This is a genomic window from Lentzea kentuckyensis (genome assembly GCF_002150765.1).
Classification (GTDB): Bacteria; Actinomycetota; Actinomycetes; order Mycobacteriales; family Pseudonocardiaceae; genus Lentzea; species Lentzea kentuckyensis.
Genome location: NZ_MUYM01000128.1, coordinates 15069 through 39683 on the forward strand (window position 1 = coordinate 15069; position 24615 = coordinate 39683).

The 24615-nt window shown below is 68.7% G+C and carries 17 protein-coding genes; 11 read left to right on the top strand and 6 right to left on the bottom strand.

Annotated elements, in window-relative coordinates; genetic code table 11:
• Positions 1-74 precede the first annotated feature (74 nt).
• A complete protein-coding gene (locus B0F77_RS40805; RefSeq protein ID WP_086668425.1) occupies positions 75-3032 on the top strand; it encodes a TIR domain-containing protein in 2958 nt (985 codons plus the stop codon).
• 56 nt (positions 3033-3088) lie between these two features.
• On the opposite strand, the gene B0F77_RS50245 is transcribed toward B0F77_RS40805, so the two are convergent.
• Positions 3089-9286, bottom strand: coding sequence for an SdrD B-like domain-containing protein (locus B0F77_RS50245; protein ID WP_086668426.1), 6198 nt, complete (start codon positions 9284-9286; stop codon positions 3089-3091).
• Between the two features lie 435 nt (positions 9287-9721).
• Between B0F77_RS50245 and B0F77_RS40815 the strand changes: the two genes are divergently transcribed.
• From B0F77_RS40815 to B0F77_RS40825, 3 genes are read left to right on the top strand one after another with little or no spacing between them, the layout of a single operon-like run.
• Complete coding sequence (locus B0F77_RS40815; RefSeq protein WP_158102968.1) at positions 9722-10201, top strand: RNA polymerase sigma factor; 480 nt, start codon at positions 9722-9724, stop codon at positions 10199-10201.
• A complete protein-coding gene (locus B0F77_RS40820; protein WP_086668428.1) occupies positions 10194-11231 on the top strand; it encodes an NsdA family TPR-like regulatory protein in 1038 nt (345 codons plus the stop codon). The genes B0F77_RS40815 and B0F77_RS40820 overlap by 8 nt, the downstream gene beginning before the upstream one ends.
• Before the next feature lie 58 nt (positions 11232-11289).
• A complete protein-coding gene (locus B0F77_RS40825; protein WP_086668429.1) occupies positions 11290-12093 on the top strand; it encodes an SAM-dependent methyltransferase in 804 nt (267 codons plus the stop codon).
• A 1-nt stretch (position 12094) separates the two neighbouring features.
• Here the strand turns inward: B0F77_RS40825 and B0F77_RS50250 are convergent, their stop codons facing one another.
• Positions 12095-13708 (bottom strand): PI-PLC domain-containing protein, encoded by a 1614-nt coding sequence (locus tag B0F77_RS50250; protein WP_086668430.1) that lies wholly within the window; start codon positions 13706-13708, stop codon positions 12095-12097.
• Positions 13709-13870: 162 nt separating this feature from the next.
• Here B0F77_RS50250 and B0F77_RS40835 point away from each other — a divergent pair, with 162 nt between their 5' ends.
• From B0F77_RS40835 to B0F77_RS40865, 7 genes are all read left to right on the top strand, one after another.
• Positions 13871-14377 carry a SigE family RNA polymerase sigma factor gene (locus B0F77_RS40835; protein WP_086668431.1) on the top strand — a complete coding sequence of 169 codons (507 nt, stop codon included), beginning with the start codon at positions 13871-13873 and terminating at the stop codon, positions 14375-14377.
• Positions 14374-15303 carry an LCP family protein gene (locus tag B0F77_RS40840; RefSeq protein ID WP_086668432.1) on the top strand — a complete coding sequence of 310 codons (930 nt, stop codon included), beginning with the start codon at positions 14374-14376 and terminating at the stop codon, positions 15301-15303. Before B0F77_RS40835 ends, B0F77_RS40840 begins: the two co-directional genes overlap by 4 nt.
• A gap of 86 nt (positions 15304-15389) precedes the next feature.
• Entirely contained in the window at positions 15390-18149 is a 2760-nt protein-coding gene (locus B0F77_RS40845; RefSeq protein ID WP_086668433.1) for a helix-turn-helix transcriptional regulator, read from the top strand.
• A 143-nt stretch (positions 18150-18292) separates the two neighbouring features.
• Positions 18293-19213 carry a hypothetical protein gene (locus B0F77_RS40850; protein ID WP_086668434.1) on the top strand — a complete coding sequence of 307 codons (921 nt, stop codon included), beginning with the start codon at positions 18293-18295 and terminating at the stop codon, positions 19211-19213.
• A gap of 117 nt (positions 19214-19330) precedes the next feature.
• Complete coding sequence (locus tag B0F77_RS48325) at positions 19331-19855, top strand: TetR/AcrR family transcriptional regulator (RefSeq protein WP_086668435.1); 525 nt, start codon at positions 19331-19333, stop codon at positions 19853-19855.
• A 187-nt stretch (positions 19856-20042) separates the two neighbouring features.
• On the top strand, positions 20043-21122 hold the full coding sequence (locus tag B0F77_RS40860; RefSeq protein ID WP_086668436.1) for a nucleotide disphospho-sugar-binding domain-containing protein: 1080 nt from the start codon (positions 20043-20045) through the stop codon (positions 21120-21122).
• Between the two features lie 21 nt (positions 21123-21143).
• Entirely contained in the window at positions 21144-22289 is a 1146-nt protein-coding gene (locus B0F77_RS40865; protein WP_086668469.1) for a nucleotide disphospho-sugar-binding domain-containing protein, read from the top strand.
• Positions 22290-22306: 17 nt separating this feature from the next.
• Here B0F77_RS40865 and B0F77_RS40870 read toward each other — a convergent pair whose 3' ends face one another.
• From B0F77_RS40870 to B0F77_RS40885, 4 genes are all read right to left on the bottom strand, one after another.
• The gene (locus B0F77_RS40870; protein ID WP_158102969.1) at positions 22307-22690 is read right to left on the bottom strand and encodes an STAS domain-containing protein; all 384 of its coding nucleotides are present in this window, start codon (positions 22688-22690) and stop codon (positions 22307-22309) included.
• Between the two features lie 100 nt (positions 22691-22790).
• Positions 22791-23159 (bottom strand): response regulator, encoded by a 369-nt coding sequence (locus tag B0F77_RS40875; protein WP_245849315.1) that lies wholly within the window; start codon positions 23157-23159, stop codon positions 22791-22793.
• Entirely contained in the window at positions 23156-24181 is a 1026-nt protein-coding gene (locus B0F77_RS40880) for a PAS domain-containing sensor histidine kinase (protein ID WP_245849317.1), read from the bottom strand. The genes B0F77_RS40875 and B0F77_RS40880 overlap by 4 nt, the downstream gene beginning before the upstream one ends.
• A gap of 16 nt (positions 24182-24197) precedes the next feature.
• Complete coding sequence (locus B0F77_RS40885; protein ID WP_143467188.1) at positions 24198-24569, bottom strand: ATP-binding protein; 372 nt, start codon at positions 24567-24569, stop codon at positions 24198-24200.
• Between the last annotated feature and the right edge of the window lie 46 nt (positions 24570-24615).

Below are 24615 nucleotides of genomic sequence, written 5' to 3' on the forward strand. Positions count from 1 at the left end.
TGGATCGTTAACCTGCGACGCACGGAGGATCGTCGATGCGCCCACGAACACCCCAGCGGGGCTGCGGGGACTGAATGGAAATCGAACCCGGCACACCGCTGGCGAACGCGATCAAAGCCGCGCATGCCGCTGCCCGACGCGGCGACGTGCACGGGATCGACCACTACTACCGGGAGGCCGCGAAGGTCACCTGGATCATGGCCCACGACCACTGCGCCGCCCTGCTCGCCCACGGCGCGATCGCGAAGGCCGCGCGGCGTTGCGACGAGTACCTGGCCATGAGCAACGACATCGAGCTGAGAGTCCTCCGGGCCCAGATCCGCAGTGCCGCAACAGATCACGCGAGTGCCGCCCGCGATGTCCGGGCATTGCGCAAGCTGAAGCTCACCGAACTGCAGCAGGCGGTGCTCGCTCGGGTGGCCGCGCTGGCCGCCGCCGACCGCTTCGACTTCCCCACCGCGGAAAGCGAGCTGGACGCCGCCGAACGGCACTACCGCCGCGCCGGACGCACCGAGTACCTGGAGCACGTCGGCGACGACCGGGTGCTGCTCGACGTGCGCCGCGGCTCCCACGTGCCGAAGATCAACGGCCCGGCCCCGCGCACCCCGGCCGAGTACCTGCGACGGGCCGCGGCACTGCGCAGGGAAGTCCGCTACGAGGAAGCGCTGGCGCTGATGACCAGGTGCGCCACCAGCTTCGAGATCGAGCCCGCCCTGCGGGTCGCCGTCGTCCACGAACTGACCGTCCTGCTGGTGCTGACCCGGCAGGCCGGCGCTGCCCGCAGACTGTTCCCGCTGCTCGTCGCCGCGGCCGGGCCGGAGGCGTTGTCGAGGCTCCCGGACGCCACCGGGACGCTCACCCCCGAACGCTGTCTCGACCGAGTCCGCCGGCTGATCGCGGACGGCCGGGTGAGCACCGCGGAAGGCCTGCTGGGCCAGGGAAACTCCGCCCTCTGGCACCTCACCAAGGGCGAACTCGCCTATGCCGGCGAACAATTCGGCCAGGCCGCGCTCCACTTTCGTGAAGCCGCCCGTTCGAACCACGCCGAGCTGAAAGCGTTGGCACTGCGCAAACTCGGCGACACCTGCGCCGACGCCGGCGACGAGGACCAGGCCTCCCAGCTCTGGACGGCGTCCCACCAGGTCGAAGAAGCCATCACCGGCTACCAGGACGCCAGGCTCCGGCTGCTGCGCGCGACCGGGGACGAGTACCACGACCGGGTGCTCGCCGCGGTCCGCCGCGTCCGGCGCGAAGGCAGGAAAGCGTTGGCAGGACTGGTGGTCGCGATGAAGACCGCCATGCACGACATCCCCGGCCGCACCGATCCGCCTGCCGCCAGACGCTGGCTCCGCCGCACGACCAGGCTCCTGCCGCGTGACCAGGTCGTGTGGATGATGCACCCCACCACGGACCAGATCCACCACGTGATCATCGGTCGCCGCACCACCCACCTGACGACCGACGTCCACATCAGCGAGCTCACCGACACGATCCGCAGGCTGACGGAGTGGAATCCCCGGCACAACCCGGCGATCTTCGGCACCCTGCTCGTCGAGCTGACCGCGCTGATCGGCCTGGAAAGCGTGCTCGACGCCCTGCCGCCGAGGACCACGAGGATCGCCGTCGTGGCGGGCGGCATCCTCGCGGACGTCCCGTTCGCCGGTCTGCCCGTCCCCGGCACCCACCACTTCCTCGGACTCACGCACGCGCTGTCCAGCCTGCCGAGCCTGTCCGCGCTTCCCGTGCTGCGACGCCGCGCCCGCAAGCAGAGAAGCGACGAGACCGTCACGTTCCGGGAAGCCGCCGAACTCGAACGAGCCCTGAAAGAGCAACGCTGCCAACGCATCCGCATCGACGCCCAGAGCACTTACGACCGGCTGAACCCGGACCGGTCCTGGCTGAAGTTCAGCGACGAACGGATGTCCGCGGAGACGTGGCAACGTCTGGACTTCAGCAGCTGCGGCACGGTCGTGCTCGGCCGCGACGACCAGTCCGGCTTCGTCCACGCGGCCATCACCGCGGGTGCGGGAGCGGTCGTGGCGGCGCGGTGGAAGGCCGAGGACGAGACCGCGCGCAAGGTGCTCGACGCGTTCGACCGCAACCTGGCCGAACTCCCCCGCGACCGCGCGTTGCAACACGCGCTGAACGAGGTCGCGGACCGGCACCCGGCTGACTGGGCGTGCTGGTCCCTGCACGGCGACGCGGGAATCCAGACCACAGCGGGCCCGCTGCGCAGACGATTCAGGAAGAACGGAGAACCCGTGCCGCTCGAAACCCGTCCCAAGGTGTTCCTGTCGTTCGCCGACAAGGACCGCCCGCACGCCGAGCAACTCCGTGCCGAACTGGAGTCGCGTGGCATCAACGCCTACCTGGACGAGACCGAGATCGAGGCCGGCACCGTCAACGAGGCGCTGGCGACCTCCGACTACTACGTCGTGCTGTGGTCCGGGAACGTCCCGCAACGCACCGGGGACTGGGTCGCGGCGTTCAACCTGGAGCTGACACGCCGCCGTGCCTTCCTGTTCATCGTGCGGCTGGACGAGGAACCGCTACCGCCGCTGCTCGCACCGCGCAAGCACGTCGACCTGGTGAACACCGCCGACAGCCTGGTCGCGATCTGGCGCGCCGACCGCAAGTCGGAGCTCCCGGTCTTCCCGCAGCCGATGCCGCCCACACCGGACGGCCCGACCACCGCGATCTCCGTGCGCAGCCACGACCTCGGCGTCACGCACATCGTCATGGCCCCGCTGCACCTGACCGGTGCCGACCTGTACCGGGCGGTGTTCGCCGCACTGCGACTGCCGACCGAACAGCCCACCTTCGACGGCACGATCGGCATGCGCTTCTCCTACGAGCTTCTCCAGCAGGACAAAAAGATCCCGGACGATCAGTCCACTGTGGACCTCAAGTCCGGGATCGTCGACATCGCGGTCCGCGTCGAGTCGTTCGAGCCGAAGAGCGCGGACGATGGCCTCGATGTCGATCGGCAACGCATGCTGCTCGTCGCCGCCTTCCGCCATCTCCTTCCCTAGAAGAGGCAACGGCCCCCGGAGGCGAAGACCGGGGGCCGCTACCGCTCAGCTCAGGCTCACGACTCGCGCCGGCGCCTGCCCTTCAGCAGCAGGTACGCACCACCGGCGAGCATCGTCAGCGCCGCGAGGAGCAGGCTCCACACGGTCACACCGGTGCTGGCCAGCGGCGGTGCCGGCGGCTTGGGCAGCAGACCCGCGTCGAGGGTCAGGTCGACGCGCTTGTCCTTGCCCAGCTTGACGACGTGGGTGCATCCGGACGCCGGGTCGGCGTCGGAGTCCTTGCCGTCGTCACCGACGTGCGGCGTGGTCAGCTTGCGGCCGGCCACCAGACCGGTCTGCGGATCGGCGTTGAAGCAGACCTTGTACTCACCGTCGGGAAGATCGGTGAACAGGTACTTGCCGTCCTTGTCGGTCTTGCCCTGCGCCACCGGCTTGCCGGCGCCGTCCTGCAGGAACACCGGCAGGTCCGGCACACCGGGCTCACCGGCGTCCTGCACGCCGTTGGAGTTGTTGTCGTACCAGACGAAGTCACCGACGCGGTTGGCCGGCGAGACGAGGCCGAGGTCGAGGGTCAGGTTCTCCCTCTTGCCCACACCGACGGTCACCGGCGGCGTGCAACCACTGGCCGGATCCACATCGGAGTCCTTTGCGTCGTCACCGATGTTCGGCTTCGTCGCCTGGTATCCGGCGTAGTCACCCGGCAGAGCGCCCATCTCGAAGCACACCTTGTAGGTGCCGTCCGGGATGTTCGGGAACTCGTACCTGCCGTCCTTGTCGGTCTTCACCGGCTCGCCGACGGGCTTGCCGCCGGCGTCCAGCAGCTTGACCGGCACACCGGGAACGCCCGGCTCGCCCGGATCCTGCACGCCGTTGCGGTTCTTGTCGGACCACACGAGGTCGCCGAGCTTGTTCGGCGGTGCGATCAGACCCGCGTCGAGCGTGTAGTCCCGGCGCTTGCCGATGCCCACGGTCGTGGTCAGCGTGCAGCCGGTCGCCGGATCGGCGTCGGAGTCCTTCGTGTCGTCACCGGCGTTCGGCTTGGTGAGCGTGTAGTCCGCCACCGCCGCAGGCAGGTTCTTGATGTCGAAGCACACCTGGTACGTGCCGTCCGGCAGGTTGTCGGTGAAGTAGTACTTGCCGGTGGAACTGGTCTTCTGCGTGCCCAGCTCCTTGCCCTGAGCGTCCTTCAGGACGGCGGTGACGCCCTCGACGGGCTTCTCGCCCTCGTCCTGCAGGCCGTTCTTGTTGGCGTCGATCCACACGTAGTCACCGACACCGTTGGCCGGCGGGTGGATGCCGGCGTCGACGGTCAGGTTCTCGCGCTTGCCGAGACCCAGCTCCACCTCAGGGGTGCAGCCGGTCGCCGGGTCGGCGTCCGAGTCCTTCGCGTCGTCCGAGCCGACGTTCGGCGTGGTGAGGACGAAGTCCTTCACCGCGTCCGGCATCGGGCCGAAGCACACGGTGTACTTGCCGTCGGGCAGGTTGTCGAAGACGTACTTGCCGTTCGGGTCGGTCACCGTGGTCTTGCCGTCCGACAGCTTGACCGGAACGTTCGGGACACCGGGTTCGCCGTCGTCCTGCACGCCGTTCTTGTTGTCGTCACGCCACACCGTGTCGCCGAGCTTGTTCGGCGGGGACACCAGGCCCATGTCCAGCGTGAGGTCCTCACGCTTTCCGGTACCCAGCGTGGTTTCCGCCGTGCAGCCGTCAGCACCCGCGTCCGAGTCGGCCGCGTCGTCGCCACCCGCGTTCTGCGTCGTGACCTTGTAGTCCTTCACGTTCGCAGGCAGGTTGGCGAGGTCGAAGCAGACCTTGTAAGTCCCGTCCGGCAGGTCGGTGAACAGATACTTGCCGTCCGCACCGGTCTTCGTGGTCGCGCCGGTGCTCAACTTGACCGTCACACCCTCGACCGGGATGTCGGAGGCGTCCTGCAAGCCGTCCTTGTTGACGTCGATCCACACGTAGTCGCCCAGCCGGTTCACCGGCGAGATCAGACCCATGTCGATGGTCGGGTCTTCCGGCTTGTCGACGTTCAGCTCGACCTCGGGCGCACAACCCGTTGCCACGTCGGCATCCGAGTCCTTCGCATCGTCACCGGCGTTCGGCTTGGTGACCTGGTAGTCCGCGACCGGCCCCGGCAGGTTCTTGATGTCGAAGCACACCTGGTACTTGCCATCGGGCAGGTTCGGGAACTCGTACTTGCCCTGCTCGTTGGTGGTCGTGGTCTTGTCGCCCACCTTGACCGTCACGCCGGGCACACCGGGCTCGTTCGGGTCCTGGAGGCCGTTCTTGTTGTCGTCACGCCAGACCGTGTCGCCCAGCTTGTTCGGCGGCCTGATGCCGAGGTCCAGCGTGAGGTCCTCGCGCTTGGCACTGCCCAGCGACGTTTCCGGCGTGCAACCGTCGGCGCCCGCGTCGGAGTCCTTCACGTCATCGCCGCCCGCGTTCGGCCTCGTCACCAGGTAGGCCTGGTACGGCGCCGGCATGTTGGCGATGTCGAAGCACACCTTGTACGTGCCGTCGGACAGGTCGTCGAAGACGTACTTGCCCTGGTCGTTGGTGGTCGTGGTCTTGTCGCCCACCTTGACGGTCACGCCAGGAACGCCCGGCTCGCCGCCGTCCTGGACACCGTTGCGGTTGGTGTCGACCCAGACGTAGTCACCCAGCCGGTTCGGCGGGGAGACCAGGCCCATGTCCAGCGTGAGGTCCTCACGCTTTCCGGTACCCAGCGTGGTTTCCGCCGTGCAACCGTCAGCACCCGCGTCGGAGTCCTTCGCGTCGTCCCCACCGGCGTTCTGCGTGGTGACCTTGTAGTCCTTCACCGCGGCAGGCAGGTTGGCGAGGTCGAAGCACACCTTGTAGGTGCCGTCCGGCAGATCGGTGAACAGGTACTTGCCGTCCGCACCGGTCTTCGTGGTCGCGCCGGTGCTCAGCTTCACCGTCACACCCTCGACCGGAACGTCGGACGCGTCCTGCAGACCGTCCTTGTTGACGTCGATCCACACGTAGTCACCGAGTCGGTTCACCGGCGAGATCAGACCCATGTCGATGGTCAGGTCTTCCGGCTTGTCGATGCTCAGCTCGACCTCGGGCGCACAACCCGTTGCCACGTCGGCATCCGAGTCCTTCGCATCATCGCCCGCGTTCGGCTTGGTGACCTGGTAGTCCGCGACCGGCCCCGGCAGGTTCTTGATGTCGAAGCAGACCGTGTACTTGCCGTCCGGCAGCTTGTCGAAGACGTACTTGCCGTCCGGCCCCGTCTTCGTGGTGGCACCGTTCGACAACTTCACCGGCACGTCAGGGACACCGGGTTCGCCGTCGTCCTGCAGGCCGTTCTTGTTGTTGTCGATCCAGACGTAGTCGCCGAGCTTGTTCGGCGGCCGGATGCCCGCGTCGAGCGTGAGGTCCTCGCGCTTGTTCGGGCCGACGGTGGTCGTCTGCGTGCACTTCGACGTCGGATCGGCGTCGGAGTCCTTGAGATCGTCACCGGCGTTCGGCTTGGTCAGCAGGTAGCCCGCGTACTCGGCCGGAGCGGTCGAGATGTCGAAGCACACCTGGTAGGTGCCGTCCGGCAGGTTGTCGAACAGGTACTTGCCGTCGGCACCGGTCTGCTTCGGCTGGCCGACGGGCTCTCCGGCGCCGTTCTTCAACGTGACGGTCACACCAGGAACGCCCGGCTCGTCGCCGTCCTGGACGCCGTTGCGGTTGGTGTCCTTCCAGACGAAGTCACCGACCTTGTTGCTGGGCGGCGAGATGCCGGCGTCGAGGGTCAGGTCCTCCCGCTTGGCCGCGCCCAACGTCGTCGTCGCGGTGCAGCCGTCAGCCGGATCCGCGTCCGAGTCCTTTGCGTCGTCACCGGCGTCCTTGCCGGTGAAGGTGAACCCGGCGTACAGCGAAGGCAACGTCGACAGGTCGAAGCACACCTTGTAGACGCCGTCGTCGAGCTGGTCGAACAGGTACTTGCCCTGCGCGTCCGTCTTCGTCGGCTGGCCGACCTGCGTGCCGTCGCCATTCTTCAGCACGACCGTCACGCCCGGCACACCCGGCTCGTCGGCGTCCTGCAGGCCGTTGCGGTTCGCGTCGACCCACACGAGGTCACCGAGCTTGTTGGTGACCTTCGCGACGATGCCGGCGTCGACGGTGTGATCCGCGGTGCCCGCCTTGCCCGTGGTCACCTGGGTCTTGCCGTCGGCGTCCACGTTGGAGTCGATGACGCGGTCCGGCCCGGCCTCCTTGACCGTCCACTTGAGATTCGCGGGGTCCGGGGCGTTCGGCAGTCCGCCCGCGTTCACCGCGCTGCGGTCGAACGTCAGGTTGTAGCAGGTCTCCGGCTTCAGACCGTCCGCGACGCCGAAGTAGTACTCGCCCTTGGCGTTCGTGACCTTGGTACCGAGCGCCGCGCCACCGGCACACGGCGTCGCGGTGACCTTCACGCCGGCGATCGCGGGCTCGTCACCGTCCTGCGTGCCGTCGGCGTCGGTGTCGAACCACACGCGGTTGCCGAGCTGCACAGGTGCGAGATCGCACAGCGCCTCGAGGTCGGCGAGGCCGTTCGCCTTGCCCCAGCCCTCGGTGTTCACGTCGCTGATCAGGTAGGCGTTCGGGTAGCCGTCGGCCATCATGCCGCCGGTGGCCCGGTCGAACCAGCCGGTGCCGCCGGTGTTGATCGCCGTGGGGTCCATCACCATCGCGGGCATCCGGCTCTCGCCGTACACGACCGCGAGCGCACCCTGCGCGGTCTCGTTGTGCGGAGCGCCGTTGGCGTCCTTGTAGTACTCACCGGGGTAGTACTCGACAACATCAGCGGTGCCGTTGTTGGGACAGGTCGAGGTCCCTTCCCAGGCGTAGCTGCCGTTCGCCTGACGACAGGCCCGGTTGAGGTCACCACCGCTGACGGTGTCCCACTGTCCCGCCGACCCGTCGGCAGGAGACAGGCTCTTGCCGCCCTGGTCACCGAAACGGTCGCGGAACGCCAGGACGAGGTCGCCGTTCGCCTCGACACCGAGGTCGGTCAGCAGCGGCTCGGGGTGCTCCACGAGCCCGCCGGTCGGGGTCGGCTGCTTGAAGGTGGTCTGCCAGGGCAGCCAGTGGTCGGTGTTGGTGCCCTGCCACAGAACGGTGCCCCGCCTGAAGGTCAACGGCTGGTTGATCACCGGCGCACTGAACGCGCCAGCGGTGAACGTCCGCACGACGACCCGCATGTCGGCGGCGTTCTGGGTCGTCTCACCGGAACAGACACCACCCACGTAGAGCACGCCGTCGCGGACGCCGAGGGCGCCCGGCCGCCAGTCGTTCGCGTTGGGGCAGGATGACGGGATCGCGTAGGAGGCCTTGGCAGCCGCCGCGGTCGCCGCCGTGGCGTCGTAGACGTAGAGCTTCCGGTCGCCGAGGTTGACGACGTAGAGCTCGCTGCCGTCCTCGGAGATGTCGATGTCGCCCAGCGCCTCCTTGCCGACCACGTTGGCGAAACCACCGTCGAAGTTGTTCTGGTGGTTGTGCTTGGTGATGCCCGCACTGGGCACGGTGGCGAACAGCGTCGTCGCGCCACCCGCGGCGGGCGTGACGTAGATGCCACCGGCGCTACCGGGGCCGTAGTCGGTGAGCCGCTTCGCGAACGCGCCGGAGAAGATCCGCTTGTCCTGCTTGCGGTACGCGATGCCGTACACCGAGCCCGTGGCACCCTGGTTCGCGATCTGCGCCGGCGCGGGGGCCGTGCCGCGGTTGGTGAACGGGAAGGTGATCAGCGATCGCGCGGCGTCGTTGACGTTGCTGCTGCCGTCCGACTTGCGCGTCGCCCGCTGACAGCCGGTGACCAGCGTCGGGTTGGCCTGGCAGTAGTCGGCCGGGTTCCACAGCGCGGTCGTGACGGTCTTGTTCTGCCCGCCGGAGACGTCGACGAACATCGTGTTGCTCTCGAGCCCGGCGCCCGCGGGGGCGGGCACCAGTGGGCTGCCGGCCGGCGGGTTGACCTGCACGCGGTACTTGCCGCCGCTCACCGAGCCGAGACCCACGGTGACGTTGCCGTCCGCGGCTGTCGTGCCGGTCGCGGTCTTGCCGGCGGGATCGGTCACGAGGACGGAGGCACCGGCCACGCCGACTTCGAGGGCGGCCTCGTACGTGCCGTTCGCGTTGACGTCACGAATGACCTTCACGGTCAGTGTGCCGTCGCCGGGACCGGCGTGCGCGGTCGGTATCACCACGGCGAACGAGGCGGCCATCAGCGCACTGAGCGCGACAGCGAGCGGACGTTTCACGAAATCGCTCCTAGACAGCAGGGTCGGGGGCACACACTGCGGGAGCTTGGAAAATGCCACCGTTTCCGCAGGTCCGCCCGGTTACCCAGAGCCGCTTGTCACACTTCCTGGTGAACTTGTGCCGCCGGGACGGCCGCTTGATCGCCGATTCGCGTCGCGTTCCGTGTAGCACTCTTCCCTCGTCGAATGAACTGCGATCCACGATCGGGGGATACAGGTTTAGAACGGATTCGTGGCGAGTGACCGTCCACAGAGGAGGGTTCGCTCTTCTGGGTCGTTCGTGTGCGTGGAGTTCTCAACTTGACCACACGGCCTATGGGTCTGAACGGGTGAATACGCGTGTTGGACTCAGCCTTTGCTGGCTTCAGCGCCTGTAACCGGTGAAGGTCGCTCTCGGGCGGTGAAGGGCACGAGCGAACGCTGAAGGGAAGGCCGTTGAGCACACCGGAGCCGGATCAGGGCTTCGCGGAGTTCTTCCGCACCTGCCTGCCGGTGGTGACCAGGACGTTGACGGCGCTCACCGGCGACACCCGAGTGGTCGAGGACATCGCACAAGACGCGTTGCTGATCGCACGGCACCGTTGGGACGACATCCACTCGTACGACAAGCCCGAGGCGTGGGTGCTGAAGGTCGCCATCCGGCTGATGCGCCGGTGGCAGCAGCGGCACCTGCACGAGACACCGCTGGCCTCAGTGCCTGATGTTGTTGTGGATGTGCACGACGTGGAGGCGCTGCACTCCGCCGTGCGACAGCTTTCCCCCAGGCACCGCGAGGCCGTGGCGTTGCACCACCTGCTCGGCTACTCGGTCAGCGAGATCGCCGCGGTGCTGGTGGTCGGCGAGTCGACCGTGCGCACGCACCTCACCCGCGGCAGGGCCGAGCTGAAACGGATTCTCGGAGGCAGTGATGAGTGAGCTGCTGGCCCAGTTCGAGGTCGACGAGGCGGTCGAGCGGTTGTACCGCGCGGGCGAGGCCGCCGAACGGGCCGGGCACCTGCGCGAGGCCGCCGTGTGCTTCCGGGTGGCGGCCGACCAGCACCTCGGTGACGCGGCGGTGCGGCTGGCCGTCGTGTTGTTCGCGCTCGGCGAGATCCCCGAGGCTCAGCACTGGTGCGAGGTCGCGCTGGCCGACGGCTTCACCGAGGCCGCGGAGCTGCTGCAGGCGGATCACGCTGCCCGGCAACGGTTCCTGGAGCACGCCGCCCGGATCATGGTCGGCGCGCCGACATTCGACTGGTTGCCGTCCTCGGTTCCGTCGGGTCGCATCGAACCGTCAGAGGTGCACGCGCGGACACAGGCGTTGCGCGCGTTGGACCGGCAGTACGGTGGAATCGCTTGCCATGCATCAGTGTTGGAGCACCTCGCGCACGTCGAACCGTTCATCGTCGTCGGTGACGCCGACGTGTGGACGGCCGTCGCGGAGGTGCACGAGCTGGCGGGCTGGACCGCGTTCGACAGTGGAATGCCGGGCACGGCGCTGCCGCACTTCGAGCGCGCGCTGACGTTGGCACGGCAGGCCGAGAACGAGTCGCTGATCGCCACCGTGCTGACGCGCGCGGGCCGGATGTTCCTGCACCACAACGCACCCGACGACGCGTTGAAGGCCTTCCAGCTCGGCTTCGTGGCAGCGCACAACTCGTGGGAACAGCCAGACCTGTCCGATCCGGAAAGTGCCATCCCCTCACTCACGGCAAAGGTCGGCACATACGGCCTCGACCGCGTCCGGGCCCGCACGATCGCGTTGACCGCACTGGCCCGCAACCACCTCGCCCTCGGTGACGTGGCCGCTGCCGGCGGTTTCGCGGAGAGCGCGCTGGCCGGCGCGGCGAACCTGCGATCAACCCGCGCCGACGACCAACTCCGCTGGCTGGACATGGAAGCACGACGTGCCGGCGCATCCGTGCTGGTGGAACAGATGTCGGTACGTTTCGCACGCCGTGGCTGAGGTGTTCACCCGATCCGGGCCGATACACGCGTGCGCACGAACGGGTAGGTTCGGCGGCATGGCCGAGCCTTTCTCCTGGGTGCCCGCAGGACTCAACACCGACGTGCCCAGCGCGGCACGGGTCTACGACTTCCTGCTGGGAGGTGGCCACAACTTCGCCTCCGACCGCATGGTCGGCGACAAGGTGCTGCAGATCCTGCGCGACGGCCGCGCCATCGCGGCCTCGAACCGCTCGTTCATGCGCCGCGCGGTCCTGCTGATGATGGAGCAGGGCATCACCCAGTTCCTCGACCTCGGCTCGGGCATCCCGACGGTCGGCAACGTCCACGAGATCGTGCAACAGGAGAACCCGGACGCACGCGTGGTCTACGTGGACTACGACGAGGTGGCCGTCTCGCACAGCCAGCTCATCCTGGAGGGCAACGACAACGCGGGCGTCGTGCAGGCGGACATGTGCCGGCCCGACGACGTGCTGTCCGACCCGGTCGTGAAGGACCTGATCGACTTCTCCCAGCCGGTCGGCCTGCTCATGGTCGCCGTGCTGCACTTCGTCTCGGACGAGAAGTGCCCGGCCGAGGTGGTCGCCCGCTACCGCGACGCCATGCCGTCCGGCAGCCTGATCGCGCTCTCGCACCTCACCGCCGACTTCAAGCCGGACGAGATGGGCGGCGTCGTCGAGGCCATGAAGCACAGCCGCGACCCGATGTACTTCCGCGCGCTCACGGAGTTCGAGCCGATGTTCGCCGGCCTGGAGGTTCTCCAGCCGGGCGTCGTCCCGGCGCCGCACTGGCACCCGGAACTCGGCCCGGCCGGAGAAGGTGGCCCGGAGGACGTCTACGTGGGAGTAGCCCGCAAGCCGTGAGCTAGCGGAACTTCCACGCCTGAGCCGCGGAACCGTTGCAGGTCCAGATGTTCAGGCGCGTTCCCGGAGTCGTCGACGCACCGGGGTTGTCCAGGCACAGCCCCGACTGCGGGTTCTGCACCGAACCGTCCGACCGCACGCGCCACTGCTGCGCGCCGGTGCCGTTGCACTCCCACAGCTGCACAGCCGTGCCGTTGATGGTGCCGCCGTTGTCTATGTCGAGGCACTTGCCGGAGATGGCGATGGTGCCGTCCGCGACGACGCGCCACTTCTGCGCGTAGGAGTTGTTGCACGTCCAGATCTGCACGGGGTTGCCGTTGGCGGTGCCGCCGGCGTTGTTGTCCAGGCAGAGCGTCGAGGACGCGGCCATTTCCACCGAACCCGCGCCGGACGGGTGGCGCTCGGCCGGGAGCGTTGGCGTGTTGCGGTGGTAGAAGTCGACGGCCAGGTAGTTCGGGGTCTTGCGGGCGGCGGGTTCGCAGAAGCGCTGGGCGCGGTTGACGGCCTTCGAGTTGTCGGTCGCGACGGTGCCTTCCATCGGGACGTCGCGGAAGTGGTTCATCACGAACAGCGGGCGGAAGTTCGCTTCGGTCGCGGTGAGGGGCTTCTCGCCCCAGCGGGAGTAGCAGGACCAGTCGGACGCGCCGGCGCCCGAACCCATCGACCAGTAGTTCTCGACGGTCCAGTCCTTCTGGTAGAGCACGCCGGAGTTCTCGCGGCCGTCCTTGCCGTGGTCGGTGAAGATGAGCAAACGCTTGCCGGACGCCCTCATCTGCGACAACGTCGGCCAGCCGTTCTCTCGCACCCCCTCGGCACGGAACAGCACGTCGTTCAGGCCGTTGACGGACGCGAGAGAGGAGCGCAGCACATCGGCGGATACGTAGTCCTCCAGGAAGACCGTGACGATCTCGGTCGGACGTGACTTCAGGAAGTCGACGATGCGCTGGAGGTCGACGCCCAACGCCACGGGCTTGCTGACCAGGGTGCAGCTGTTGTGGCAGAGGATCGCGCCGTCGGGCGTCTGGTGGATGTCGAGCATGAAGCCGCGCACGCCGTCGTTGAGCTGCTGCACGATGCCGCGCGACTGGTTCGGGGCGATGTTGGCGAAGGTGAAGCCGCCGTCGACGCCGTTCGCGTAGGCGTTGTGAGCGGTCAGGAAGGTCATCTCGTCCAGCCGCGGGTCGGCCGGGGGTTGGTGGCGGACCGGGTCGACCGGCGTGAGGAACCACGTGTCGTTGCCGGTGCCGACGCGGACCTGGTCGGTGCCGGACGCGATCAGGTAGCGGTTCGCGCCGGGGTCCTTGAAGCGGTAGCGGTCCTGGTCGTCCAGCACCGCGACCCACTGGGCGTCGGCGCTGGAGCAGCTGACCATCTGGGTGGCGTCGCCGGAGCGGCCGAGGCACTGACCGCCCTCGGACAGGGTGCTGCCGTTCCAGGCGAACTGCTGGTGGTCCTCGTTGCCCTTGGGGCGGTGCTGGAGGACGGACGAGCCGGACACGGCGGCGTTCTGGCCGGTCACGGCGCTTTGCAGGAAGTAGTTGCCGTTGGGTGCGGCGGCCGCGTCGATGGGGACGAGCAGCAGCGACAACAGCGCGAGTGCAGGGATGATGCGCATGGGGTGAAGGGTCGTTCATCGACGTGAACGTGAAAAGGCTTCACACCGAAATCCGTCCGAACCGAGACATCTGTGGGCTGGACCACAAAACCCGATGCAGCACACGACGGCCTCCTGGGGGTTTCCCGAGCCGCAAGCAACCACAGACAAGAAGGGGGCGGCGTGGGGTTCGACCAGTTCGTCGCTGACCGGCTCGACCGGCTGCTGAGGACCGCGACCGCGATCGCCTGCGACAAACACCTGGCGCAGGACATCGTGCAGGACGTGCTTCTGCGCGCGCAGGGCAAGTGGGATCGCATCGGGGCGATGGATGCGCCCTATCTCTACGTGAAGCGCATGGTGACCAACGACTACCTGTCGTGGCGGCGCCGCAAGGCCGCACGAGAGATCGCTGTGGAACGCGCTGAGCTCAGCAAACACGTACCGTCGATGGCCGATCCGGCCAACGCGTACGCCGAACGCGAGGCCATGCGCGCACGGATCGCTGTCCTGCCGCGCAAGCAACGCGCGGCGTTGGTGCTGCGGTTCTACGAGGACTGCAGTGACGCTGAAATCGCACAGGTGCTGGGTTGCGCGGAATCCACCGTGCGCAGCCAGCTCTCTCGCGCGCTGCAGACGCTGCGTGCCCACGAAATCGCCCGGTCCGCCACCCTGGGGGTGCACTCATGAACGACCTGATCCGCCAAGCCATCGCAGCCGAGGCCGAGGAGCGCGTCGATTCCCGGACCGTGCTGGCCAACCTGCACAAGGCCAAGAAGCGCCGCAAACCGCTCGGGCTGATCGTCGGCGTGGCGACGCTGACCGCGGCCGCGGCTGCCGCGGCCGTCATCATCCCTACGGCGGTGAAGAAGACCGACGCCGCACCGGCGACGCTTCCCCCAGCCCAGGCGGAGAACGTGCTGCTCATCGGCACCGACGACGTCAACAACACCGATGCGCTCGTGTTCGCGCGGTTCGAACCTGACGGAACGGCCTCGGTCATCTCGCTGCCGCGGGACATCTACGCGGGGCCGGGCCGCGACAAGATCAACAGCTTGTACCAGGAGGGTCCGCGCAGGCTGACCGAGGAGGTCCAGCACCTGACGGGCGCAAAGGTCGACCACTTCGCCGCGATCAAGATGTCCGAGTTCGGCAAGGTCGCGACCGCCGTGGGCGGTGTCGAGGTGTGCCTGACGACGGCGGCGAAGGACGTTCGCAGTGGCGTCGACCTGCCGGCCGGCCGGCAGACGCTCACGGGTGACCAGGCGCTCGCGTTCCTGCGGCAGCGGATGAACCTGCCGAACGGCGACCTGGACCGGACGAAACGGCACCAGGCGTTCCTGTCCGGGCTCGCGGCGAAGATCACCAAGGACAACGCGGTGGCGCTCGCCCGTGCGGTCAACGGGTCGATCCAGGTCGACGAGGGCTGGGACGTGCTGGCGTTCGCGGCGCGGTTCCAGGGACCGGTGAAGATCAGGACGGCGACGCTGCCGGTCGGCGAGACGGTCCAACGCGACGGCGTCTTCGGGTTCGCACCGGACCCGGCGCAGGCCAAGCAGTTCGTCGAGGAGCAGTTCGGCGGCAAGGCACAGTCCCAGGACGGATGCGTGAACTGACGTTCACGCTAATGGAGCATCAAGTCGCCCGGATGCGGTGTCGATGACCAGCATGTAGCCCGCCGAATGGCCGCTACGATCAATTCGTGCGCGAACCACTTGAACGAGATTCCGAGATCGCGCACATTCGTGAAGCTCTCGACGCAGCCACCCGTGGTGAGGGTCGCGTCGTTGTCATCGAGGGCCGCGCCGGAATCGGCAAGACCAGGCTCGTGCACGAGTGCCGTGAGCTGGCCAAGGAGCGCGGGTTCGGGAGACTCCAAGCTGTCGGCGACGCCCTGGAGAGCGCCATGGCGTGGGGCGTCGTGCGGCAGATGGTCGAACGGTCCGTGTCGCGGTACTCCGGCGAGGTCCGCGAGAAGATCCTGGCCGGACCGTCCGGGGCGGCGTTGAAAGCACTGGACGACGCCGCGCTCGACCCGAGCGAGGCCGAGCTCGCCCGCACGCTGCACTCGTTGTGGTGGGTCGCGGTGGACCTCTCCTCCACCCGCCCGCTGCTGATCACGGTCGACGACGCGCACTGGGCGGACCTGTCGTCGCTGCAGTTCCTCGTCTACCTGTCCCGCCGGATCGCGGACCTGCCGATCGCGCTGGTCGTCGCGACCCGGCCGCCCGCGGACAACTTCGGGCCGCTCGCGCAGCTCAGCGTGTCCGCGGACCGGCTGATGCCCCGCCCGCTGACCCCAGAAGCACTCCGCGCGCTGGTGGGCGGGCATCCCGCGGTCGTCGAGGCTCTGCACGCGGCCAGTGGCGGCAACCCGTTCCTGACCGGCGTGCTGGTCGACGAACTCGCCGCGCTCGGCCTCCCGCTGGACGACGGCGAGACGGCGGCCAAGATCGGCGGGCTCGGGCCCAGCACCGTCTTCCGGGCCACGCTCGGCCGGTTGCCGGCGGAGGCCGTCGCGCTCGCGGGTGCGGTCGCCGTCCTCGGCACGCAGGCCGATCCGTGGCAGGCGGCGGCGCTGGCCGAGGTGAAGGACCTACCGGCCGCGGTCGAGGCACTGGTCGCGGCGAACGTGATCATCACCGGTGACCACCTTGAGTACGTGCATCCCGTTGTGCGTGAAGCGGTGTTGAACGGCCTCGGTCCGATCGCGCGCGCCTCGCTGCACGCGCGCGCTGCGACGACGTTGTGGGAGACGCACGCACCGGCCGATCGAGTCGCCGCGCATCTCGTGCACGCTCCCAGAGGCACGCTGCCGGACGCCGCCGAGGTGCTGCGCAAGGCCGCGACGGCTTTGCTGGCCGCCGGAGATCCACGCACCGCCGCAGCACATCTGGCGCGAGCGGTGGAGGAACGGCCGAACGACGCCGCGCTGCGGGCCGAGCTGGGCCGGGCGTTGCTGCGGACCGGCGACGCGGTGAACGCGCACCGGCACCTCAAGGCCGCGGCGGCCGGGTTGCCGGACGCGGAACTGGTGGCGGCGGCCGCCTCCGCGACCGCCGCGATCGAGGGTCCGGCGGCGGCGATCGAGGAACTGACCGAGGCCATCGCGGCCAGGCCGGGCGGCGAGTCGCGGCTGCACCTGGAGGCACGCCTGGCGGTGTTCCGGTCATTCCTGCCGGATCAACGGCAGATCGCGTCGGCGCACCTCAGCGACTACGCGGGCCTGGCGGGCGGCACGCCGGACGAACGCACGTTGCTCGGGCTCCTCGCACAGATGGGCCGCTACGAGGTGTGGCCGCACGACGAGGTGGCGGCGACCGCGACGCGTGCGCTGGCGAACGGCGCGTACCTCGACGACGCGACGGGCAGCACGGACGCGATGGTCGCGTGGCTCGTGGCGTTGCTCGCGCTGATGGCCGCAGACGGCGTGGACACCGCACGACGAGAGATAGAACGCGCACGGCTGAAGGTGCGCGCACACGGTTCACCGGTCGAGTTCGCGATGGTCGCGAACGCCTCGTTGTTCCTGAACTGGCGCTGCGGCAACATGCAGGTCGTCGAGGCGGAGGCCGAGGGTGCGCTGGCGGCCGTCGCGCACGAGGACCCGGTGTCCGCGGTGATCAGCCTGCGCGCGACCTCGACGCACTTCGCCGTGTACACCGCACTCGAACGTGGTGACGTCGCAGCAGCAGAGGCGTTCATCGCCGCGTTCGACGGCAGACACGCGGACGCCCGTCCGACCATGCCGACGATCTGGCTGCACGAGGTGCGGGCGTTGATCGCACTGGCCCAGGGCGACCCGCGGCGGGCGATGTCCGAGGCCTACCGCCAGCGGGACGCGATGCACCAGGTGCACGTCGATCCGCCCACGATCCCCTGGCGCGCACCGGCGACCAGGGCGTCGTTGCAGCTCGGCGAGCACGAGCTGGCACTGGAACTGGCCGCGGAACAGCTCGACGTCGCCCGGAAGTGGGGCGCGGCGACCGAGGTCGGCGCGGCACTGCGGCTGCTCGCGCACGCCTCCCCGGACGCACGGCTGGAGCTGCTGACCGAGTCCGTCTCGACGCTGGAGGACTCGCCGTCACGGCTGGAGCTCGCCCGATCGCTGGTCGACCTCGGCGAGGCGCTGCGGGTGGCGCGGAAGCGGACGGACGCGCGGGACCCGTTGCATCGGGCCATCGACCTCGCCGGCGACTGCGGCTCCGCGGTGCTGCGGACGCGCGCGGTCGAGGCGTTGGAGGCGCTCGGCGACCGGCCGCGACGGCAACAGACCATCGGCGCGGAAGCGTTGACGGCGTCCGAACGGCGGGTGGCGGACCTGGCGGCCGCGGGCCGGGCGAACCGGGAGATCGCGCAGGAGCTGTTCGTGACGCCCAAGACGGTCGAGAACCACCTCGGCCGGATCTACACGAAGCTCGGAATCGCAGGTCGCAGGGACCTCGCACGCGTCCTTGCCTGAGACAGAGCGACGTGGGGGTACGCCTGATACACCCAACTTTTCCGGCTCAGGGTTGAGGGATCGTCCCTCATGCCTTTGGGGGCTCGCCTCGGCGAATCTTGTGTCACCACAGGGGAACACAAGATCTCGAAGGGGAAACCGAAATGATCCGCAACGCTCTGCTCGCCGCCGCCGCTCTCACCGCCGTCGTCGCCCCCGCCACCGCGTCGGCCGACACGATCATCGGCACGCCGCCCCCGTGCGTCGGCGCCGCCGACCTGGTCGGCCCCACGTTCAACGTCAAGAAGTGCGGCATCAGCGATGTGGACCAGTTCCGCGCCGGTCTCGAGAACAACGGCAACGCCTACTGCGGCCCCACGTCGCTCTACAACGTCCTGCACTACTGGGGTCACGAGAAGAACGCGCCGGTCGGCTGGCTGACCACCAAGGTCGGCAACCTCGACCCGAAGGACCCCTCCGACTACAGCGTCATCACCAACTCGATCTGGCGGATCGGCGTCGACGCGAAGTACGACGGCGGCACCAACCTCACCAACCTGCGCAGCGCGTGGAACATCGCCACCAAGCCAGCCCGCGACGCCGGCTGGACGACCACGCAGGGCGTCATCAGCACCAACGACGCCGCGGACTTCGCCGGTGACGTCGCCCGCAAGCTGAACGAGGGCCCGATCCAGCTGGTGTACGGCCGCTACAAGGCGGGCCCGACGGCCGGTTCCCTGCAGCGCAGCGGCGGCCACATCGTCACCGTCGTGTCCGCGACCGGCAACTTCAACGGCACGACGATCCAGCTCAAGCTGGCCGACCCCGGCCGCGCGCTGGACAGCGGTCAGGGCGACTACCTCTACACCCAGTCCGCCTACGAGTCGCTCGACGTGACGCTGACCAAGAAGGTCCTCAACGAGTACGTCCCGGTCAAGGACGACGAGAACACGCGTGAGGACGAGTCGCAGCAGCCGGGCACCTACCGCACCGTGACGCGCTGGGAGCTCACCGGCCCGCGCTACGTCAGCGACACCACGCGTCAGATGGTCGAGGGCTTCAACTGGTTCGACATGGCCAAATAACTCGTCCGGGTGGTGGATGAAGGGCTCCTTCATCCACGTGAGGTGGATGAAGGAGCCCTTCATCCACCTGGGGCCACACTCTTCAGGGGTGTGGCCCCTTCGCCATAGCCTGAATCCATGGTCGGCCGCGATCGGGAACGAACCCGCCGCCGGTTGCTGGACGCCGCGTGCGTCGAGTTCGCGGCCTACGGGATCGCCGGCGCACGGATGGAGCGGATCGCCCGCATCGCCGGGTGTTCCGCTGGCCTCGCCTACAACTACTACGGCGGCAAGGACGAGCTGTTCGACGCCGTGCAGTCCGAGGTGATGCGGGCGGCGGCGGTGGAGTTCGACGCCCGCGACCTGCCCGGTTACGCGGTCCGGCTCTACGACCTGCAGCACCGGCACCCAGAGTTCGCGCGGCTCGCCACCTGGCAACGGCTGGAGCGGCGCTGGGGAATCGTCAGCCGCGCGGCCGACGTGGAGGCGATCCGCTCGGCCCAGGAGCTGGGGCTGGTCTCGTCCCGGTTCCCGGCGGAGCACGTGTTGCAGCTGGTGCTGGCGATCGCGTCGATGTGGTCGAACACGCCGGCGTGGGGATCGGACCACGTGGTGCGGCGGCGGACCGTCGAGGAGGCCGTGCGACGGCTGGTGGAGCCGTAGGTCAGTCGACGGCGGTGATGCAGAGGACCGTTAGTTCGGCGTTCGCGAAGTCGGTCAGGGACGTAGGTTCAGCTTCCGGCGAGCCATGTGCCAGCCCCGTCCGTCGCGGTTGATCACGTTCCAGGGCTGGGGCATGGGCGGAGTCTGACCGCCGCAACCCCCGCCCGCATGCGGTTAACCTGGTCGTATGCGTGTTCTCGTGGTCGCCGCTCCGCTGCTGGGTCATGTCTTCCCGCTGATGCCGTTCGCGTTGGCGCTGCGGGACGCGGGACACGACGTCGTGGTGGCGACCGGCGGCGAGGCGCTGCGGGTCCGCGACTCGGGGCTGCACGTCGAGGACGTCGTCCCCGCGAAGGTCCGCTTCGGGCCGATCGCGTTGCGCATCATGGTCACGCATCCGATGGTGGCGAAGCGGGAGATGCGGGGCAGCGGCAGGCTGGACTTCGTGTCCCGGTTGTTCGGGGCGGTCGGCGACGCGATGACGGAGCCGTTGCAGGCGCTCGCCAGGCGGTGGAAGCCGGACGTCGTGGTGCACGAACCGCTGGCGGCCGCCGGGTCCGCTTTGGGTGTGCCGTCGGTCGTGCACGACGTGTCGTTGTTCGACGGGCTGGAGCTGACGGCGGCGGTCGGGGCTCGGATGAAGGCCGGGGTGCGTTCTCCCGCCACGATTCTGCGCACCGCGCCGAAGTCCGTCGCGGAGTTCTGGGGTGGCCGGCCGATGCGGTTCGTCGCCTACAGCGGTGACGGCGAAGTGCCGCAGTGGCTGGCCGAGCCCTCTGGCAAGCCGCGGATCCTGGTCAGCCGCAGCACGGCGCCCGGTCCCGGTTCTGGCCGGATGATGGCGGCGGTGGTCAGGGCGGCGGAGCGGGTGGACGCCGAGTTCGTGCTGGTCCGGCCGGAACGCACCAAGGACCTGCCGGACAACGTCCGGACGGTCGGCTGGGTGCCGATCCCGCGCATCCTGCCGTTCTGCGACGGGATCGTGCACCACGGTGGCGCGGGCACGGTGCTCGGAGCGCTGGCGGCGGGGGTGCCGCAACTGGTCGAGCCGGGGCCGGGTGACCGGACGGTGCACGCGAACGTGATCGCCGCGCGTGGGGCCGGGCTCAGGGCGGCGGCGCAGGAGGTCACGCCCGAACTGCTCACCGGGCTCATCGAGGACTCGAAGCTGCAGCGGGCCGCGGGTGAGGTGCGCGACGAGATCGCCGGGATGCCGGCGCCGGCCGAGGTGGCGGCGATTCTGGAAGATCTCATCCCGCTGAAATGAACAGCACCTATCGTGGATCAGGTGCGTATTCTCTTCTCGAGCTTAGGCTCACACGGACACACATACCCGTTACTCCCGCTCGCGATCGCCGCCCGCGAGCAGGGTCATGACATCCTTTACGCAGTCGATTCCGGTTTCCACACGACCGTGGAAAAGCTGGGTTTCACGGTGGTGGACGCGGGCCTGAGCATCGGAGACGCGTTCCGTCAGGCCAACGAATTGCACGGCACAGCCGAGTTCCGGCGGGACATGTTGCGGCAGACCGCCGTCCAGGCCTTCGGATCTGTGCTGCCCAGGGCCTTCCTGAAGGACCTGGAGCCGGTCCTGCAGCGCGACAAGCCCGACCTGGTGGTCTTCGAGATCGTCAACCCCGGCGCCGGGCTCGCGGCCATGCGGGCGGGCATCCCGGCGGTGTGCCACGGGTTCGGCAAGATGGACACGACCACGGTCCCGGACGCCATGAGCGACCTGTTGCTGGAGTACGTCGCCGAGCTCGGCATTCAGCTGCCGGATGGGCAGCATTTCGGCCTCGGATCGCCGTACCTCGACGTCTTCCCGTCGTCTCTACAGGATTTGTCGTATCTTTCCGGCCTCGATCGCATTCCGCTGCGACCGATCCCCTTCGCCGAATCCGGCGAATTGCCCGAATGGGTGCTCGAACACCGGAAACCGCTCGTGTACCTGACGTTCGGCACCGCGTTCGCGAACCCGGACCTGCTGCGCACCGCCATCGCCGGGCTGTCCGGCCTCGACGCCGAGGTGCTGGTCGCCAGCGGGCCGCTGGTCGACCCGTCCGAGCTGACCGACGTACCGGCCAACGTGCACGTACTGCCGTGGGTGCCCCAGGCGGATCTGCTCGCGCACGCGGATCTCGTCGCGCACCACGGCGGCTCCGGCACCACGATCGCCGCGATGACCCACGGGGTGCCCCAGCTGGTCCTGCCGCAGGGCGCCGACCAGTTCCGCAACGCCGAGATCGTCGCGAACTCAGGCCTGGGGGCACAGCTCGTGGGTGAGGCGTTCACGGCGGACGCGGCACACGAGATCGCCCAGAAGTTGCTTCAGGACAACGACGTCCGGACCGCGAGCGCGAGCATCGCGGCGGAGATCGCCGCCATGCCGCACCCGGACGAGGTCGTGCCGAAGCTGGTCGAACTGGCCGGCTGACACGGTGGAGCCGGTGCCTACTCGCTGGGCACCGGTTTCAACGCGGACAACGCCTCTTCAACCGAGTCGTACAGCGCCAGCACGTCGGCCACTCCCGTGACCTGCAACGGCCTCTTCACCGCGCGGTGCGGCGCGACGACGTGGAAACCCGTGTGGTGCTCCTCGGAGAGCTCGTGCGCCGTGATCAACGTGGAGATGCCGGTCGAGCCGAAGAAGCTGACCTCGGTGAGGTCGGCGACAACCGCCGGCCCTCCGGACTCGAAACCGTGCCGAAGCGCGTCAAGCACGTCGTCGGCGGTGTCGACGTCGATCTCGCCTTCCACCACGACGACCACCACCCCGGCGACGTCCGCGGCACGGACTGTGAGCAGCGGTGATTCCTTGAGCAGATCTTCGTTCACCAGCACTCCCCGGTGGCCGAAGCACATAGATACCGGTCCGAGCACCTTGCTGAACCCGGTTGAGCCTTCGACGTTACGGCTGTTACTTCCACACCACAACCTATCGCTCACCCAAACGCCGAACGGCGGCGACCAGTTCGGTGTTGCGAACGCCTTTGGCCAGGTAGTCGGTCACCCCGGCACGACGCATCTCGTCGACCGCGCCGGGATCGGTGTAGGCGGAGAACGCCAGGATCCGAGTGCCGGGAGTGCGCTGCAGGATCTCCGTCGCCGCGTGCGCACCACCTCCGCAGGGCATCCGGACGTCCAGCACGACCACCGCCGGAGCGTGGCGCTCAGCCAGTTCGACGGCTTCCCTGGCGTCGGCGGCGACCGCGATCACCTCCATGTCCGGCTGGTCGTCGAGCACGTCCCGCAGGACGTCCCTGATCAGCGGATCGTCGTCGGCGATGAGGATGCGGACGTTCACGGCCGCACGTCCGGAAGCCAGAACTCGACCAGGGTGCCCTCACCCTCCGGTCCGGACACGGTGCACCAGCCGCCTGCGGCCTCCGCCCGTTCGCGCATCTCGATCAGGCCGAAGTGGCCGGAGTTCGGGTCGAGGTCGATCAGCCCGACACCGTCGTCGACGACCCGGACCAGGAAGCCGCGGTCGACCGTGGACAGGTCGATGGTGACGGCCGACGCCCGCGCGTGCTTGCGCACGTTGGTCAGCGCCTCCTGGCAGATGCGGAAGACCGTGATGGCCGCGTCGCCACCGGGCTCGCGTTCGAACGCGTAGCGGATCTTCCCGACCATGGAGGTGTCCGCGAGGTACGCGGCCAGCGAGTTCCGCAGGCCCTGCCGCTCGATGCCCGGCGGGCGGACGCGGTAGACCAGGTTGCGCAGCCGGCTGATGGTGGCCCTGACCGCGCCGTCGAGCTGGTCCACGGTCGCGCGGTGCTCGTCGGGCACCTTGCTCGCGAGCAGCTGCAGCCTCATGTCGACGGCGACCATGGCCTGGATCGTGTCGTCGTGGACGTCCCACGCGATGCGCTGCCGTTCCTGCTCCTGCGCCTCGACGAGGTGGGCGAGCAGCCGGCGCCGGTCGGTGAGCTGTTGCTCGGCCCGCCGCCGTTCGGTCATGTCCCTGGTGACCTTGCCGAACCCGCGCAGCTCGCCGCTGTCGTCGTAGAGCGCGGTGATGATCACGTTCGCCCAGAACCGGGTGCCGTCCTTGCGCACCCGCCAGCCCTCGTCCTCGAGGGCGCCCTCGGACCGCGCGACCCGCAGCTCCCAGTCGGGTTTGCCGGCCTGGACGTCCTCCAGCGGGTAGAACGTGGAGAAGTGGCGCCCGATGATCTCCTCGGCGGTATAACCCTTGATGCGCTCGGCGCCGGCGTTCCAGCTCACGATGTGCCCGCCCGGGTCGAGCATGAAGATCCCGTAGTCCCGCACACCGAGCACGAGCAGGCGAAAGAGATCGCTGTCCCGCCAGTCGTCCGGATGCACGGCCTCATCATGGCGGTCAGGCCGTCAGCTCACACCAGACGACCTTCTGACCAGCACGTTCGATGACACCCCAGCTCTCGCTGAGCACGGCCACGAGCTGCAGGCCCCAGCGACCGGCCCGCATCTCGGGTCTGGCGATGTCGTCGTCGACCACCTCGACCAGCATCTGGTCCCGGCCACCGACGATGCGCACGATCGGGTGGCCGCTCCCGTGGCAGACGGCGTTGGTGGTCAGCTCGTTGACGACCAGCACCACGTCGTCGTGGTTGCCGAGGTAACCGCAGGTGGCCGTGGCCCGGCGGGCGAAGTCGCGGGCGAGAGCCACACCGCCGCGCCCCTCCTCACCCGGAAGGGAGAACACCGCTTCGGTGAGCGAACTCGTGGCCACAGAAGCACACTGCACCACCGGCACCCACAAGCGCAGACGCAGGCAG